Origin of the sequence: Streptomyces sp. NPDC058295, from assembly GCF_042880655.1 — a bacterium.
GTDB lineage: Bacteria > Actinomycetota > Actinomycetes > Streptomycetales > Streptomycetaceae > Streptomyces > Streptomyces coriariae.
In genome coordinates this window covers 84,754-99,805 of record NZ_JBHVYO010000008.1, presented here as the reverse complement: position 1 = coordinate 99,805, position 15,052 = coordinate 84,754, and the positions used below count along the sequence as shown (strand labels likewise).

At 70.8% G+C, this 15,052-nt stretch carries 11 protein-coding genes; 5 read left to right on the top strand and 6 right to left on the bottom strand.

All coding sequences use genetic code 11. The features are described 5' to 3' along the window. Nucleotides 1-112 precede the first annotated feature (112 nt). Complete coding sequence (locus ACFVYS_RS10965; RefSeq protein WP_389500881.1) at nt 113-1,810, bottom strand: PucR family transcriptional regulator; 1,698 nt, start codon at nt 1,808-1,810, stop codon at nt 113-115. 382 nt (nt 1,811-2,192) lie between these two features. On the opposite strand from ACFVYS_RS10965, the gene ACFVYS_RS10960 reads away from it, so the two are divergent. From ACFVYS_RS10960 to ACFVYS_RS10940, 5 genes are all read left to right on the top strand, one after another. Continuing rightward, nucleotides 2,193-3,083 (top strand): xanthine dehydrogenase family protein subunit M, encoded by an 891-nt coding sequence (locus tag ACFVYS_RS10960; protein ID WP_020125405.1) that lies wholly within the window; start codon nt 2,193-2,195, stop codon nt 3,081-3,083. Beyond that, complete coding sequence (locus tag ACFVYS_RS10955; protein WP_389500879.1) at nt 3,083-3,718, top strand: (2Fe-2S)-binding protein; 636 nt, start codon at nt 3,083-3,085, stop codon at nt 3,716-3,718. Before ACFVYS_RS10960 ends, ACFVYS_RS10955 begins: the two co-directional genes overlap by 1 nt. A gap of 2 nt (nt 3,719-3,720) precedes the next feature. Beyond that, complete coding sequence (locus ACFVYS_RS10950) at nt 3,721-6,150, top strand: xanthine dehydrogenase family protein molybdopterin-binding subunit (protein ID WP_389500878.1); 2,430 nt, start codon at nt 3,721-3,723, stop codon at nt 6,148-6,150. Nucleotides 6,151-6,308: 158 nt separating this feature from the next. Next, nucleotides 6,309-7,766, top strand: a complete 1,458-nt coding sequence (locus ACFVYS_RS10945; RefSeq protein ID WP_389500876.1) for an NCS2 family permease — start codon at nt 6,309-6,311, stop codon at nt 7,764-7,766. Between the two features lie 100 nt (nt 7,767-7,866). Continuing rightward, on the top strand, nt 7,867-9,219 hold the full coding sequence (locus ACFVYS_RS10940) for an XdhC family protein (protein ID WP_389500874.1): 1,353 nt from the start codon (nt 7,867-7,869) through the stop codon (nt 9,217-9,219). On the opposite strand, the gene ACFVYS_RS10935 is transcribed toward ACFVYS_RS10940, so the two are convergent. The 5 genes from ACFVYS_RS10935 to ACFVYS_RS10915 all read right to left on the bottom strand — a co-directional run bounded on the left by ACFVYS_RS10935 (nt 9,171) and on the right by ACFVYS_RS10915 (nt 14,916). Further along, nucleotides 9,171-10,466, bottom strand: coding sequence for a lanthionine synthetase LanC family protein (locus ACFVYS_RS10935; protein ID WP_389500872.1), 1,296 nt, complete (start codon nt 10,464-10,466; stop codon nt 9,171-9,173). The genes ACFVYS_RS10940 and ACFVYS_RS10935 overlap by 49 nt on opposite strands. A gap of 38 nt (nt 10,467-10,504) precedes the next feature. Beyond that, nucleotides 10,505-10,945 carry an SRPBCC family protein gene (locus tag ACFVYS_RS10930; protein ID WP_389500870.1) on the bottom strand — a complete coding sequence of 147 codons (441 nt, stop codon included), beginning with the start codon at nt 10,943-10,945 and terminating at the stop codon, nt 10,505-10,507. Between the two features lie 89 nt (nt 10,946-11,034). Continuing rightward, nucleotides 11,035-11,802, bottom strand: coding sequence for a polysaccharide deacetylase family protein (locus ACFVYS_RS10925; protein ID WP_389501084.1), 768 nt, complete (start codon nt 11,800-11,802; stop codon nt 11,035-11,037). Between the two features lie 108 nt (nt 11,803-11,910). Then, entirely contained in the window at nt 11,911-13,359 is a 1,449-nt protein-coding gene (locus ACFVYS_RS10920) for a family 43 glycosylhydrolase (RefSeq protein ID WP_389500868.1), read from the bottom strand. Nucleotides 13,360-13,425: 66 nt separating this feature from the next. After that, the gene (locus tag ACFVYS_RS10915) at nt 13,426-14,916 is read right to left on the bottom strand and encodes a family 43 glycosylhydrolase (protein WP_389500866.1); all 1,491 of its coding nucleotides are present in this window, start codon (nt 14,914-14,916) and stop codon (nt 13,426-13,428) included. Nucleotides 14,917-15,052 lie beyond the last annotated feature (136 nt).

Sequence of the window (15,052 nt, the reverse complement as noted above, 5' to 3'; positions counted from 1 at the left end):
GCGGGACCGGGCCAAGGGGGCGGGTGAAGGATTTCACAAAGTCGTGGGACTCCGCGCCCCAAAGGCTTCGACAGGTCGTGACCCAGGGGTGGTGACCGGTGTCGCTTCGGTATCAGCTCATCCGCAGCGCAAGGAAGAAATCCAGCTTGTCCTCCAGCCGTGAGAGGTCACGGCTCGTCAACTGCTCGATCCGTCCGACCCGGTAGCGCAGCGTGTTGACGTGCAGGTGGAGACGGGACGCGCACCGGGTCCACGATCCGTCGCAGTCCAGGAACGCCTCCAGGGTCGGGATCAGCTCCGCGCGGTGCCGTTGGTCGTAGTCGCGCAGCGGGTCCAGGAGACGGGCGGTAAACGCTTTCCGCACATCGTCCGGGACGAACGGGAGCAGCAGCACGTGCGAGGCCAGTTCCTGGTGGCCCGCGGCGCAGACCCGGCCGGGGCGGGCGGCGGCCACCCGCCGGGCGTGCCGTGCCTCCTCCAGGGCCCCGCGCAGCCCCTCCGCCGAGTGCACGGCCGCGCTGACGCCCAGCGTGAGCCGCCCGTCGCCGTCGAGGCCGGACGACAGCGGCTCCCGAACGGTCGCCAGCAGCGCGTCGGCGAGGAGGCCGGTCTCGGAGCCGTCGTGCTCACTCGACACCGCCAGCAGCGGGACCAGGGCGATGGCCTCGTCGCCGGTGTGGGCCACGGCGATACGGTCGGAGGGCTCGGGTCCGGTGGCGAGCGGGTCGACCAGGATCTCCTCCAGGAGCGACTGGGCGACGGGGCCGGCCGCCGGCCCGCCGTCGTCCCACTCGACACGGGCGACGACCACCTGCCAGTGCGGGGCGGCCCCCAGCCCCGGCAGCAGCACCGGCGCGGCCACCCGCAGGCGGGCCGCGATCTCCGCCGGGGCGGCGCCCGTCTGGACCAGCTCCAGCACCTCCTGTGCGAGCCGCCTGCGCACCGTGCGCGCGGCGTCCCGGCGCTCCCGCTCGACGGCGATCAGCTGGGTGACGCCCTGGAGCAGGTCGAGGCGCTCGTCCGCCCAGTCCCCGGCGTCCGCCTCGACGGCCAGCAGCCAGTCCGACAGGACGCTCTCGCGCACGTCGGGCGACGCCGGGGCGGCCGGCGCGGTCCGTGCGGCCTGCGGGGCGCGGCCGCCGCCGATCGGGAACAGCGAGTAGGTCGTCTGGCCCATGATCACCCGGTGCGGCCCGCGCCGCCCGGTGCGGACGGCCGCCAGGTGCTCCGCCGCCAGCTTCGCGCACGCGTCCGGCGGCAGGCCCGGGCCCGCCACCTTGGGGCCGGCGATGAGCCGTCCGGTGGGGGACAGGACCCAGGCCCGCAGGTCCAGGTCGGAGCCGAGCAGGTCCAGGACCACGTCCGGGCCGCCGCCCGCCGGGCCCGAGGTCATCATCCGGCGGTGCCGGTCCACGACGGCCGCGAGGTCCCCGGCGCGCTCGCCGGACACCTGCCGTACGACGTGCTCGGTGATCGTCGCGAAGGCCACCGACTCGTGCACCGCGAACAGCGGGAGACGGTGCCGGGCGCAGGCCACGGCCAGGTCCTCCGGAACGGCACCCAGCTCCGCCTCGCCCGCCGCGAGCGCGGCCACCCCGGCCTGCACCAGGATCCGCACGAACGGCTCGGAGTCCGCCGCGTCCCGGCGCCACGCCAGGCCCGTCAGCACCAGCTCACCCCCGGAGAGGTAGCGGCTGGGGTCGCGCAGATCGGTGGTCATGACACCCCGTACCGTGCGGTCCAGCTCGTCCTCGCCGCCGAGGAGCCTGAGGCCCAGCGCATCGGTGTCCAGCAGTGCGCGCAGCCGCATCTCGTCGCCGCCGTTCTTTGTCTCGAAAACTACGATGAATCCTGAAGGACGTGGTGGAGAGGGCCCGCCGTCGGCCCCGCCCCGGGGAGCCCGGCCCGTGCGGCGGACAGTCACGAACCGCATTCTTCGGTGGCCAGGTCGTTTCCTACGTTTCCACAGGAGAACGAGGAGGTTACTGAAGACCTCCGTTCATACGAATCTACAAGATGCCTGGGCCGACCAGCCAACTCCTTCATGGTTTCCGTGACTGACCCGGTCGGAGCAAGGCGCTGTGTACTGGCCTCACTCCGCGTGAACACCACAGATACGAGCCGGGCCCGCCGCACCCGATTCTGGCTCGATACGACTCACGAGACTCAAGAGACGAAGAAGAGAGCCGGTCATGGACTTCCTTCGCCCCGCCAGCTGGGAGGACGCGCTCGCCGCCAAGGCCGAGCACCCCACCGCTGTGCCGATTGCGGGTGGCACCGACGTGATGGTCGAGATCAACTTCGACCACCGGAGGCCCGAGTACCTGCTCGACCTCAACCGCGTGGGGGACCTCTACGAATGGGAGGTCGGCGAGGAGAGCGTGCGGCTCGGCGCCTCCGTCCCCTACACCCGGATCATGGAGAACCTGCGCGCGGAACTGCCGGGCCTCGCCCTCGCCTCGCACACCGTGGCCTCCCCGCAGATCCGCAACCGCGGCGGCGTCGGCGGCAACCTCGGCACCGCCTCCCCGGCCGGTGACGCCCACCCCGCCCTGCTGGCGGCCGGCGCCGAGGTCGAGGCGGAGTCCGTGCGCGGTACCCGCCGGATCCCGATCGACGCCTTCTACACCGGCGTGAAGCGCAACGCGCTCGCCCCCGACGAGCTGATCCGCGCCGTCCACATCAAGAAGGCCGACGGCCCGCAGCAGTACTCCAAGGTGGGCACCCGCAACGCCATGGTCATCGCTGTCTGCGCGTTCGGTCTCGCGCTGCACCCGCAGTCCCGGACCGTCCGTACCGGCATCGGTTCGGCCGCGCCCACCCCCGTCCGGGCGAAGACCGCGGAGGACTTCCTCAACGCGGCACTCGAAGAAGGCGGTTTCTGGGACAACGGAAAGATCATCGCCCCGTCGGTCGCCAAGCAGTTCGCGGACCTGTGCGCCGCCGCCTGCAACCCCATCGACGACGTCCGGGGGACGGCGAGTTACCGACGGCACGCGGTGGGCGTCATGGCCCGCCGCACGCTGACCTGGACGTGGGAGTCGTACCGCGGCCCCCGCCGCACCGCAAAGGGAGCCGCGTGATGCGCGTCAACTTCACTGTCAACGGACGTCCGCAGGAAGCCGACGACGTGTGGGAGGGCGAGAGCCTGCTCTACGTGCTGCGTGAGCGGCTCGGGCTGCCGGGTTCGAAGAACGCCTGCGAACAGGGCGAGTGCGGCTCGTGCACGGTACGGCTGGACGGCGTCCCGGTCTGTTCCTGCCTGGTCGCCGCCGGGCAGGCCGAGGGCCGCGACATCGTGACCGTCGAGGGCCTCGCGGACTACGCCAAGCAGCGTGCCGAGCACGGCGGTTGTGGAACCGGTTCCTGCGGCACGTCGGGCGCGGCGGGCACGGCGGGAACACCGGGCGCGGCGGGCGCCTCCCCCTCCCTCGACGGGGCCGACGGCCGGCCCGCCCAGGGCGCCGACTCCCACACCGGTGAGGGAACCGAACTCGCCCCCATTCAGCAGGCGTTCATCGACGCCGGCGCCGTCCAGTGCGGTTTCTGCACTCCGGGGCTGCTGGTCGCCGCCGACGAGATGCTGGAACGCAACCCGAACCCGAGCGACGCGGACATCCGCGAGGCGCTCTCCGGCAACCTCTGCCGGTGCACCGGGTACGAGAAGATCATGGACGCGGTCCGCCTGGCGGCCGCCCGTCAGGGAGAGGCGGTCTGACGATGTCTTCCCCCACCTTCAGCTCCGCTCGAGCGGGCGGTGCCCCCATCGGCGCTCCCCTCGGCACTCCCACCAAGGTCACCCAGGCCTCCCGGACCAAGGGCGGCATCGGCGAGTCCACGCTCCGCCCCGACGGCACCCTCAAGGTCACCGGCGAGTTCGCGTACTCGTCCGACCTGTGGCACGAGGACATGCTCTGGGGCCAGATCCTGCGCTCCACCGTCGCCCACGCCGAGATCGTCTCCATCGACACGTCCGAGGCCATCGCCCTGCCCGGTGTCTATGCCGTGATGACGTACGACGACCTGCCGACGGACGTGAAGAACTACGGCCTGGAGATCCAGGACACCCCGGTCCTGGCCCACGGCAAGGTCCGCCACCACGGCGAGCCGGTCGCGATCGTCGCCGCGGACCACCCCGAGACCGCCCGCCGCGCCGCCGCGAAGATCAAGGTCGAGTACCGCGAACTGCCCGTCGTCACCGACGAGGCGTCCGCGACCGCGCCGGACGCCGTCCTGATCCACGAGGGCCGCGACGACCACCACATCGGTCACGTCTCGCACCCGAACATCGTCCACCGCCAGCCGATCATCCGGGGCGACGCCGCCGCGGCCGCCGCGCGCGCCGATGTCGTCGTCAGGGGCGAGTACACCTTCGGCATGCAGGACCAGGCCTTCCTCGGCCCCGAGTCCGGCCTCGCGGTGCCCGAGGAGGACGGTGGGGTCCACCTCTACATCGCCACCCAGTGGCTGCACTCCGACCTGCGCCAGATCGCGCCCGTCCTCGGCCTGCCCGAGAGCAAGGTGCGGATGACCCTGGCCGGCGTCGGCGGCGCGTTCGGCGGCCGCGAGGACCTGTCGATGCAGATCCACGCCTGTCTGCTGGCCCTGCGCACCGGAAAACCCGTCAAAATCGTTTACAACCGTTTCGAGTCCTTCTTCGGCCACGTCCACCGCCACCCGGCGAAGCTCTCCTACGAGCACGGCGCGACCCGCGACGGCAAGCTCACCCACGTCAAGTGCCGGATCGTCCTCGACGGCGGCGCGTACGCCTCGGCCAGCCCGGCCGTCGTCGGAAACGCCTCCTCGCTCGGTGTCGGTCCGTATGCCGTCGACGACGTCGAGATCGAGGCCATCGCCCTCTACACCAACAACCCGCCCTGCGGCGCGATGCGCGGCTTCGGCGCGGTGCAGGCGTGCTTCGCCTACGAGGCGCAGATGGACAAGGTCGCGGCCGAACTCGGCATGGATCCGGTGGAGTTCCGCCGGCTCAACGCGATGGAGCAGGGAACCCTCCTGCCGACCGGGCAGCCCGTCGACTCCCCGGCGCCGGTCGCCGAGATCCTGCGCCGGGTCAAGGCGATGCCGCTGCCCCCGGAGCGCCAGTGGGAGAGCAGCGAGGGCGCGGACGTGCGGGCGCTGCCCGGCGGCCTGTCCAACACCACGCACGGCGAGGGCGTCGTACGCGGAATCGGTTACGCGGTCGGCATCAAGAACGTCGGTTTCTCCGAGGGTTTCGACGACTACTCGACCGCCAAAGTCCGCATGGAGGTCATCGCCGGCGAACCCGTCGCGACCGTCCACACGGCCATGGCGGAGGTCGGCCAGGGCGGGGTCACCGTCCACGCGCAGATCGCCCGCACCGAGCTGGGTGTCTCACAGGTGACCATCCAGCCGGCGGACACGCAGGTGGGCAGCGCCGGCTCTACCTCGGCCTCCCGGCAGACGTACGTCACCGGCGGCGCCGTCAAGAACTCCTGCGAACTCGTCCGGGAGAAGGTCCTGGAGATCGGCCGTCGCAGGTTCGGCTCCTACCACCCCGCCTGGGCCACCGCCGAACTGCTCCTGGAGGGCGGCAAGGTCGTCACCGACGGCGGGGAGGTCCTCGCCGACCTGGTCGACGTGCTCGAGGGCGAGAGCGTCGAGGTCGAGGCGGAGTGGCGGCACCGCCCCACCGAGCCGTTCGACCTGCGCACCGGGCAGGGCAACGGACACGTCCAGTACTCCTTCGCCGCGCACCGTGCCGTCGTCGAGGTCGACACCGAGCTCGGCCTGGTGAAGGTCATCGAGCTGGCCTGCGTCCAGGACGTCGGCAAGGCGCTCAACCCGCTGTCCGTGATCGGTCAGATCCAGGGCGGCACGACCCAGGGTCTGGGCGTCGCCGTGATGGAGGAGATCATCGTCGACCCCAAGACGGCGAAGGTCAGGAACCCGTCGTTCACGGACTATCTGATCCCCACGATTCTCGACACACCGACCATCCCGGTCGACGTGCTCGAACTCGCCGACGACCACGCCCCCTACGGGCTCCGTGGCGTCGGCGAGGCACCCACCCTGTCGTCCACCCCGGCGGTCCTCGCGGCCATCCGGAACGCGACCGGGCTGGAGCTCAACCGCACGCCGGTACGTCCGGAGCACCTCACCGGAACGTGACCCCACGGGGTCTGAGCAGGTGTCGTCCGGGGGTGCCGCACCCCCGGACCACCCTCCCCTTGTTCGTCTCGGGCCGTCCCCCGGGTCGTCCATTCCCAAATCCCGCGACCAGCCGAAGGCACCACGCGGGTGTCCCTTTGAACCTTGGGAGATGGCCCATGACCCAGCAGTCACTGGAGCCGAGGACCACAGCCGAAGACGCGGGCGAAGGCACCCGCGTCCCGGCCGGACGGTCCTGGCTCGATCGGTACTTCCACATATCCAGGCGGGGATCCACGGTCGCCCGCGAAGTGCGCGGCGGCGTCACCACCTTCATGGCGATGGCGTACATCCTGCTGCTCAACCCTCTGATCCTGTCCGGCAAGGACGCGGCCGGGGACACCCTCGGTCAGCAGGCGCTGATCACCGCAACCGCTTTCGCAGCGGCGTTCACCACGCTGCTGATGGGCTTCTTCGGCAAGGTGCCGCTGGCGCTCGCCGCCGGGCTCTCGGTCTCGGGCGTCCTGTCCTCCCAGGTCGCCCCGGAGATGACCTGGCCGCAGGCGATGGGCATGTGCGTGCTGTACGGCGTCGTCATCATGCTGCTGGTCGTCACCGGCCTGCGCGAGATGATCATGAACGCGATCCCGCTCGCGCTCAAGCACGGCATCACCATGGGGATCGGCCTGTTCATCGCGCTCATCGGTTTCTACAAGTCCGGCTTCGTGCACCAGGGCGAGGCGACCCCGCTCGCCCTCGGCCCGGCGGGCGAACTCGTGGGCTGGCCCGTCCTGTTGTTCGCCGGCACGCTGCTGCTGATCTTCATGCTCCAGGCCCGTAACATCCCCGGCGCCATCCTCATCGGCATCGTCGTCGGCACGGCCGTCGCCGCGGTCCTCAACGCCACCGGGGTCGTCGACCCGAAGCAGTGGGCGGCCGGCGCTCCCGAACTGCACGGCAGCGCGGTCTCGATGCCCGACTTCTCGCTCTTCGGGGACGTGGAGTTCGGCGGCTGGGGCGAGGTCGGCGCGATGACCGTCGGCATGATCGTCTTCACGCTCGTCCTCGCCGGCTTCTTCGACGCGATGGCCACCATCATCGGCGTCGGCACCGAGGCCGGGCTCGCCGACGACAAGGGCCGGATGCCGGGCCTGTCCAAGGCGCTGTTCATCGACGGCGCCGGCGGAGCGATCGGCGGGGTGGCCGGCGGATCCGGTCAGACCGTGTTCATCGAGTCGGCGACCGGCGTGGGCGAGGGAGCCCGTACGGGTCTCGCCTCGGTCGTCACCGGCGCCTTCTTCGCGGCCTGTCTGTTCTTCACCCCGCTCACCGCGATCGTCCCGCAGGAGGTCGCCTCCGCCGCCCTGGTCGTCATCGGCGCGATGATGCTGATGAACGCCCGCCACGTCGACTGGGCCGACCGGGCCACCGCGATCCCGGTGTTCCTGACCGTCGTCCTGATGCCGTTCACGTACACCATCACCACCGGCGTCGCCGCGGGCGTCATCTCCTACGCCGCCATCAAGGCCGCGCAGGGCAGGGCGCGGGAGATCGGCGCCTTCATGTGGGTCCTGACGGCGATCTTCCTCGTCTACTTCGCCCTCAACCCGATCGAGAGCTGGCTGGGCGTGCACTAGCACCCCGGTCCGAGGGCACCCGTCCTCGCACCACCGCACTTCGCACGACCGCACTTCGCACCACCGCCCTGCACGCAACCGCAGTCAAGGAGACCGAGAGATGCTGGACATCGCCGAGGAGCTGAACCGGTGGGTCGAGCAGGGCCGTGACTTCGCCGTGGCCACCGTGGTGGCCGTCGGCGGCAGCGCGCCCCGCCGGCCGGGTGCCGCCCTGGCGGTGGACGCCGACGGCACGGCGATCGGCTCGGTCTCCGGTGGCTGCGTGGAGGGCGCGGTGTACGAGCTGTGCCGGCAGGCGCTGGAGGACGGGGAGTCCGTCCTCGAACGCTTCGGATACAGCGACGACGACGCCTTCGCCGTGGGACTGACCTGCGGCGGGGTCATCGACATCCTCGTCACCCCGGTGCGGGTCGGCGACCGGGTCCGTCCGGTGATCGCGGCCGGCTTGGCGGCCGCCGCCTCCGGCGGGGCCACGGCGCTGGCGCGGATCGTGAGGGGCCCGGCCGAACTTGTCGGCCGGGCCCTGGTGGTCCGGGGCCGGGAGAGCGACGAAAACGGTTCCCGTGCGAGCGCCAGCGCGTCGCACGACAGCGGTTTCCGGGGCAGTGCCGCTCACGACAGCGGTTTTCCCGGCGGCGGCTCTTACGACAGCGGTTTCCGGGGCGGTGCGGCTTACGACAGCGGTTTCCGCGGAGACGGCTCTTACGACAGCGGTTTCCGGCGCAGCGCCGCTTACGACAGCGGTTTCCACGAAGGTGGCTTCGGTGCCCACCCCGAGCTGGACCGTACGGTCGCGGGCGAGGCCGGCGCCTTCCTCGACGCCGGTCGCACCGGCACCCTGGAGATCGGCGAGCAGGGCTCCCGCTGCGGGGCGCCGCTCACGGTCCTGGTCGAGTCGTCGGTCCCGCCGCCCCGGATGATCGTGTTCGGCGCCATCGACTTCGCGTCGGCGCTGGTGCGGGTCGGCAAGTTCCTGAACTACCGCGTGACGGTGTGCGACGCGCGTCCCGTCTTCGCGACCGAGGCCCGTTTCCCGGAGGCCGACGAGATCGTCGTCGAGTGGCCGCACCGCTACCTGGAGCGCACGGAGGTGGACGCGCGGACCGTGCTGTGCGTGCTCACCCACGACGCCAAGTTCGACGTCCCCCTGCTCAGGCTGGCGTTGCGGCTCCCGGTCGCCTACGTCGGCGCGATGGGCTCCCGCCGCACCCATCTCGACCGCAACGCCCGGTTGCGGGAAGTAGGCGTGACCGAGCTGGAGTTGGCCCGTCTACGGTCCCCGATCGGCCTCGACCTGGGTGCCCGTACGCCCGAGGAGACGGCGCTGTCGATCGCCGCCGAGATCGTGGCCGACCGGCGCGGCGGCAGCGGGGTCCCACTCACCGGCGCGCACACGCCCATCCATCACGACGCGCGTTCGGTGCCGACGGGCCGGATCGGCTCGGTGGCCTGAGCCGCCGCGCCACGCACGGGTGGCTGGTCCGGCCAGGTGAACGCGTAGCGCGGGTCGCCGCCCCGGCTCAGCCGGACGTGGCGCAGCAGTTCGCGCGCGATGCCCGCGTTGCCCATCGCCCAGCCGGTCTGCGGTTCGAGGCGGTCCGGGGTGGGCCGGTGCGCGAGGTTGGACCAGCGCGCGCCGTCCGCGTCCCGGGTCGCGCGGAAGACGAGGTCCGCCACGAGAGTCCGGGCGAAGCCGGGGGAGTCGCCCTGCTCGGCGATCCGGTCCGAGGCCAGCGCCAGCACCCCCGCCGTCCCGCAGCAGCGGCCGTTGTTGTCCCAGAACCCGGGCCGCAGCCGGCGCGGCAGTCCCGACCGGGTCACGGTGTGCCAGCACCGGTCGGCGAGTTCTGCCCACGCGGGCTCACCGAGCACGTCCCGCAGCAGCCGGAAGACCTGGGCGTCGCCGGCCGGTCCGTGACACCAGCCGTAGCTGTACCGCTCCACCACGTCGGGCCGGTGGTGCGGGTCGGAGTGCGGCACGAGGAAACCGTCCGGCCCGTCCTCGTCCCGGGCGACGACGTCCGCGACGCCGGCCCGCCCGAGCTCCACCAGGTCCGTACGTCCGGTGGCGGTTCCGACGGCGGCCAGGGCGTACGCGATCCCGAGCGTGCCGTGCGAGACATGGTGCAGCCGTGCCGCCGCGCCGAGCTTGAACTCCCAGGTGACGCCACCCCCTCCGGTGGGCTCGGCGGTGTCCAGGTACGGCTCCAGCGCCCGTACGGCGAGGTCGGCGTCGCCGGCCGCCAGTGCGCCGAGACCGATGCCCGCGTTGCCGCCCATCAGCTCGAACAGCACGCCCCAGCGCACTCCGTCGAAGTGCGACCGCACCCGTTCCAGGGCCCGGTCGGCGGCGGCGCTGGCGGTGTCGTCGCCGAGTTCGCGGTGGACGGTCCGCAGCGCGAGGGCGATGCCGGTCAGCCCGAAGTACAGGGAGTGGTCCGGGTGGTCGTCGACGGCGTCGGCGAGGCTGCGGGCGGCGCGCAGGGCGGTGTCGGCGTAGGAGTCGTCGCCGAAGTGCCGCCAGGCCTCCAGGAGTACGGGTACGACCCCGGCCGTGCCGTGGTAGAGCTGCGGATCGATCGTGTCGTCCGAGGGCCTGACCGGCCAGCCGAGCCCCCCGCCCGCGGTGTCACGGGCGGTGCCCCGCAGCCAGCGCAGGGCGTCCACCGCGAGTTCCTCGACATCGTCGGCTGCCGTCATGACCTCAGCCTGGCACGGATGCCGTGGCCCTCGCACGGTCATCGGCCGCGGAGCAGCCGGTTGACCGCGCGCCCGAACACCGAGCGGGCCGTGGTCCGCAGGAGGGGGTCGAAGAGGGACGGTAGAAAGCGCACGCGCAACTCCTCCCGCCAGAGCACCCGGGCCCGCCCGCCGGGGCCCGGCCGTACCTCGATCTCGGCCCAGCCCAGAACGACCCGGCCGCGTTTCTCCAGCCGGCACCGGCCCGGCTCGTCGTCGGACGGCGGCTGCCACACGGTCACCTCCATCCGGTCGGCGAAGGCGAGCGGGCCGAGACCCGAACGCGCCACGAAGACCGTGCCCTCACGGGTCGGCGCGGGGGTGAGCACGGCGACGTGGGTCAGCGGCACCACGTCGCCGTGCCGGGACCACTCCGTCAGGCGACGCCAGGCGTCGTCCGGGGAAAGCGGCACCGTGCGTTCGAGCTGGAAGAAGACCACGCGTTGATCGTAGGGAGTCGGAGCCGTCGGACGGAGGATTACCCTCCGGCTCACAGGTTCGGACTCACCTTCGCGGTGTGGTGGCCGGGTCAGCGGTAGACGCGCCCGGGCACCGCCGTCCCCGGCGCCAGCAGTTGGGGAACCGTCACGAAAACGTATCCGCGCTCTTTCAGCGCGTCGATGATCCCCGGTACGGCCGGCACGGTCCCGTCGTAGATGTCGTGCAGCAGGATGATGCCGTCCCGGTCCGCCTGGGCGAGCACCCGGCGTTGGATCAGTGCGGAGTCGGTCGTGGTGTAGTCCTTGGCGGTCACCGTCCACAGCACCTCGGCGAGGTCCAGTTCGCGGCAGATCTCGTGCACGGTCTCGTCGGTGCGGCCCTGCGGCGGGCGCATCAGGGTGGGGCGCCGGCCGGTGAGGCGCTCTATCTCGTCGTTGGGGCGCTGGAGTTCCTCGCGTATCTCCTCCGGGGTGATCCGCGTGAGGATCTTGTGGTCCCAGGTGTGGCTGGCCACCTCGTGTCCCTCGGCGGCCATGCGGGTGACGAGCTCGGGGTACTTCTCGATGTGCCGCCCGCCCAGCAGGAAGAAGGTCGCCGGGACCTGTCTCTCCTTCAGGATGTCGAGCAGCCGGGCCGAGTTCTCGCTCGGGCCGGCGTCGAAGGTGAGGGCGATGCACTTCGCCTCACGGCAGTCGACGGTGCCGAAGCGGGCGGCCTGGGTGGTGGCCGCGGGGCGGGCGCGGGCGGCGCTCGGGTGCGTGATGTCGGCGCCGCCGCAGCCGGTCAGCGTGACCGCCAGGCAGCCGGCCGCCGCCGAGATGGCGACGGCCCGCAACCTGGCCCCCGTTTTCTTCATCTTCCTGGTCAGAGAAGGCATGTCGAGACTATACATAGAGCGTATACACGCTATGTATAGTCCCGGTCGTCATGCGCTCGTCCCGCGCTCCTCAGGCCGGGCAGGGCCTCATTGGGCGTAGAAGGTCGCGTCTCCCTTGTCCGTGGCCGTGCTCGGTGTCTGCACGTACAGCACGTAGTTGTAGTGACGGACATAGCGTCCGGCGTAGTTGTACGACTCGTACGAGACCCCTGCGGAGTCGGCGAGACCGGCCCGCCGGTAGAAGCTCGCGTCGGACGCGAACGCCGAGGTGCCGTCGCTCTTCTCCAGCCACACCTCGAAGTTCTTGTGCCGCAGGTAGTAGCCCGGGAAGTTGGCCGACTCCAGGAAGACCGTGCCGGTGCCCGCGAGACCGGTGACCACCCGGAACTGCGAGTCTGCGAGCGGGCTGACCCCGGCCTCGATGCGGGCGCGGTACTCCCAGTGCCGGATGAACCGGTCCGCGTAGTTGTACGAGGAGAAACGCTGCGGGGTGACGCCGTCGGCCACCGGGATGCCGAAGTCCGGGGTGCCGTCCGCCTTCCAGTACACCTTCTGCACGCGGGTACGGCGGTTGGGGTCGTTCAGCGGGTCACCGGTGATGTCCTTGTAGCTGCGGTCGTGGTAGACGAGGATGTCGGACCTGCCGTCCTCGGAGACCGTGAACGAGTTGTGGCCCGGACCGTACTGCGAGGTCGAGGCGTTCGAGGTGAAGACGGGCTGCGTCCCCTTGGTCCAGGACGCCGGGTCGGTCAGGTCGGCCGTCGCGGAGGCGGTCAGCATGCCCAGGCAGTAGTTGGCGTCGGTCGCGCTCGCCGAGTAGGTCATGAAGACCTTGCCGCCGTGCTGGATCAGCGCGGGACCCTCGTTGACCTTGTAGCCGACCGTCTCCCAGGAGAGCGTGGGCTGCGAGATCTCCGCCGGAGTCCCCGAGATCGTCCAGGGGTTGGTCATCTTCGCGATGAACAGACTGGTGTTGTTGTCCTCGGACGGGTTGCGCTGCGCCCAGGCGAGATAGCGGACGCCGTTCACCACGAACGTGGTGGAGTCCAGCGAGAAGCTCTCCCACGTGGTCTTGATCTGGCCCTTCTCGGCCCAGGTCGCGGTGAGCGGGTTGGCACCGGTGCCTTCGAGGACGTACATCCGGATCGCCCAGATGTCGGTGGTGGACCCGGCCGCGAAGTACACGTACCACTTGCCGTCGATGAAGTGGATCTCCGGCGCCCAGATGTGGGCGCCCATGACCCCGCTGCTGTGCTTGGTCCAGATGGTGACCTCCTGGGCCGTCGACAGGCCCTGGATGGTCGTCGCCCGGCGCAGCACGATGCGGTCGTACGCGGGCACCGTGGCGGTGAAGTAGTAGTAGCCGTCGGTGTGCTTGAAGATGTGCGGATCGGCGCGCTGCTCCGCGATCGGGTTGGTGTACGTCACCGCGGGGGAGTCGGGCACGGCGGCCTGGGCGGGGGCGCCCACACCGGCGAGGACGGCCGCGAGGGCGACGAGGCCGGCCAGGATCAGCCGAACGGCGTTGCGTCTCAAGGGAGGTCTCCTGACGGAGGGAGTGGGGAGGGGAGGAGAGGGAGGAAAGGGGAGAAGGTGCCGGGCTCAGGTGGTGGGCACGAGGCGCCACTGCTGGCAGGTGTTGTTCAGCCAGGTCCACTGCCGTACGTCGGTGCCGTTCGTGGTCCCGCAGTCGGCGACGTCGGCGACCTTGCCGCTGTTCTCGTTCACGAGCCGGACGTAGTCGCCGGTCGCGGTGAAGACGGGACGGAAACGCTGGCATTTGTTGTTCAGCCATGACCACTGGCGCAGGTCGGCGCCGTCGGCGCTGGAGCAGTCGGCGGTGTCCAGCACCCCGCCGGTGGCCACGTTCACCAGCCGGCTGGTGTCGTCACCCTGGTCCTCGATCCGCCACTTCTGGTTGGCCCCGCCGGTGCAGGTCCACTGGAGGACGTTCGTGCCGTTGGCCGTGGAACCGCCTTCGACATCGAGGCACTTGCCACTGTTGCGGTTGACGAGGGTGTACGCGGTCGGGGTCGCCGCCGTCTCGCCGGACGGGCCGGGGAGCGTCGTGCCCAGGGCGGCGGGGGTGCCGAAGTCCGGGGTGCCGTCGGCGTTCCAGGTGAACTTCTGGGCGCGGGTGGTCCGGCCGTTTCCGCAGCCGCCGCTCGCGGAGGAGTTGGCGTGGTAGACGATCCAGTTCTCGGTGCCGTCGGGTGAGGTGAAGAAACCGTTGTGGCCGGGGCCGTAGACACCGCTCGTGTCGTTGCGCTGGAAGACGGGCGTCTGCTTCTTGGTCCAGGACGCCGGGTTCAGCGGATCGCTGCCCGTCAACTCCAGCCGGCCGAGCTTGTAGTCGGCGGTCTGGCAGTAGCTGGCGGAGTAGCTGAGGAAGGTGCGGCCGTTGTGGTACAGCGGTTCCGGGCCCTCGTTGACGGGCGCGCCCACCCGTTCCCAGTCCAGGGTGGGGCTGGAAATCACCGTGAACGTGTTACTGGACAGCGTGTACGGGTTGCTCATCGGTGCGATGACCAGGCTCTGCGTGCTGCCGTTCACGAAACCGCTTCCGACGAGATACAGGTTTCCGTTCGCCTGGAGCACGCTCGCGTCGATCAGCCAGCCGCCCGGTGTGAGGTTGGAGCCGGTGAGGGAGCCCTTGTAGGTGTAGGGGCCCAGCGGGTCGGTGCCGGCGCTCTCCAGGACGTGGGTGCGCTGGGAGTCGCAGCAGGCGGTGCCGCCCTGGCCGGCCGAGTAGTAGAGGTACCAGTGGCCGTTGAACCGGTGGATCTCCGGTGCCCAGATGTTGGTGTTGCGGGTCGAGGTGGTGTCGGACCACACCTGCACGGTGGGCGCGGTGGCGAGGCCCGCCAGGGTGGGCGCCTTGCGCATGCCGAGGATGCCCGTGAACGTCGTGGTGATCAGGTAGTAGTTGCCGTCGTAGAACTCCAGCCAGGGGTCGGCGCCCTTGGCCGACTTCAGCGGGTTGGTGTACGGGCGCCCGTCGGCCGCAGCCACCGGCTGGGTTGCCGCCACCAGGGCGACGAGGAGGGCCAGGACGCAGACGAGCAGGGGTCTGCGGCGGTACTTCCGAGGCATACAGGACCGTCCCTTGTCCGTGAAACTGCCTGTCCGACATTTCGAACATGGTTCGTAACTTCGGCCAGAAGATAGGGGGCGCGCATGTCCTCGTCAATGGTTTCGACAGTCCCACGAGCCTCGGGAGCCCGTCGGG

What these genes read in the sequence shown, in the direction of transcription:
- ACFVYS_RS10965 (WP_389500881.1), bottom strand. Translation starts at nt 1,810, where the DNA reads ATGCGGCTGCGCGCACTGCTGGACACCGATGCGCTGGGCCTCAGGCTC.
- ACFVYS_RS10960 (WP_020125405.1), top strand. Translation starts at nt 2,193, where the DNA reads ATGGACTTCCTTCGCCCCGCCAGCTGGGAGGACGCGCTCGCCGCCAAG.
- ACFVYS_RS10955 (WP_389500879.1), top strand. Translation starts at nt 3,083, where the DNA reads ATGCGCGTCAACTTCACTGTCAACGGACGTCCGCAGGAAGCCGACGAC.
- ACFVYS_RS10950 (WP_389500878.1), top strand. Translation starts at nt 3,721, where the DNA reads ATGTCTTCCCCCACCTTCAGCTCCGCTCGAGCGGGCGGTGCCCCCATC.
- ACFVYS_RS10945 (WP_389500876.1), top strand. Translation starts at nt 6,309, where the DNA reads ATGACCCAGCAGTCACTGGAGCCGAGGACCACAGCCGAAGACGCGGGC.
- ACFVYS_RS10940 (WP_389500874.1), top strand. Translation starts at nt 7,867, where the DNA reads ATGCTGGACATCGCCGAGGAGCTGAACCGGTGGGTCGAGCAGGGCCGT.
- ACFVYS_RS10935 (WP_389500872.1), bottom strand. Translation starts at nt 10,466, where the DNA reads ATGACGGCAGCCGACGATGTCGAGGAACTCGCGGTGGACGCCCTGCGC.
- ACFVYS_RS10925 (WP_389501084.1), bottom strand. Translation starts at nt 11,802, where the DNA reads ATGAAGAAAACGGGGGCCAGGTTGCGGGCCGTCGCCATCTCGGCGGCG.
- ACFVYS_RS10915 (WP_389500866.1), bottom strand. Translation starts at nt 14,916, where the DNA reads ATGCCTCGGAAGTACCGCCGCAGACCCCTGCTCGTCTGCGTCCTGGCC.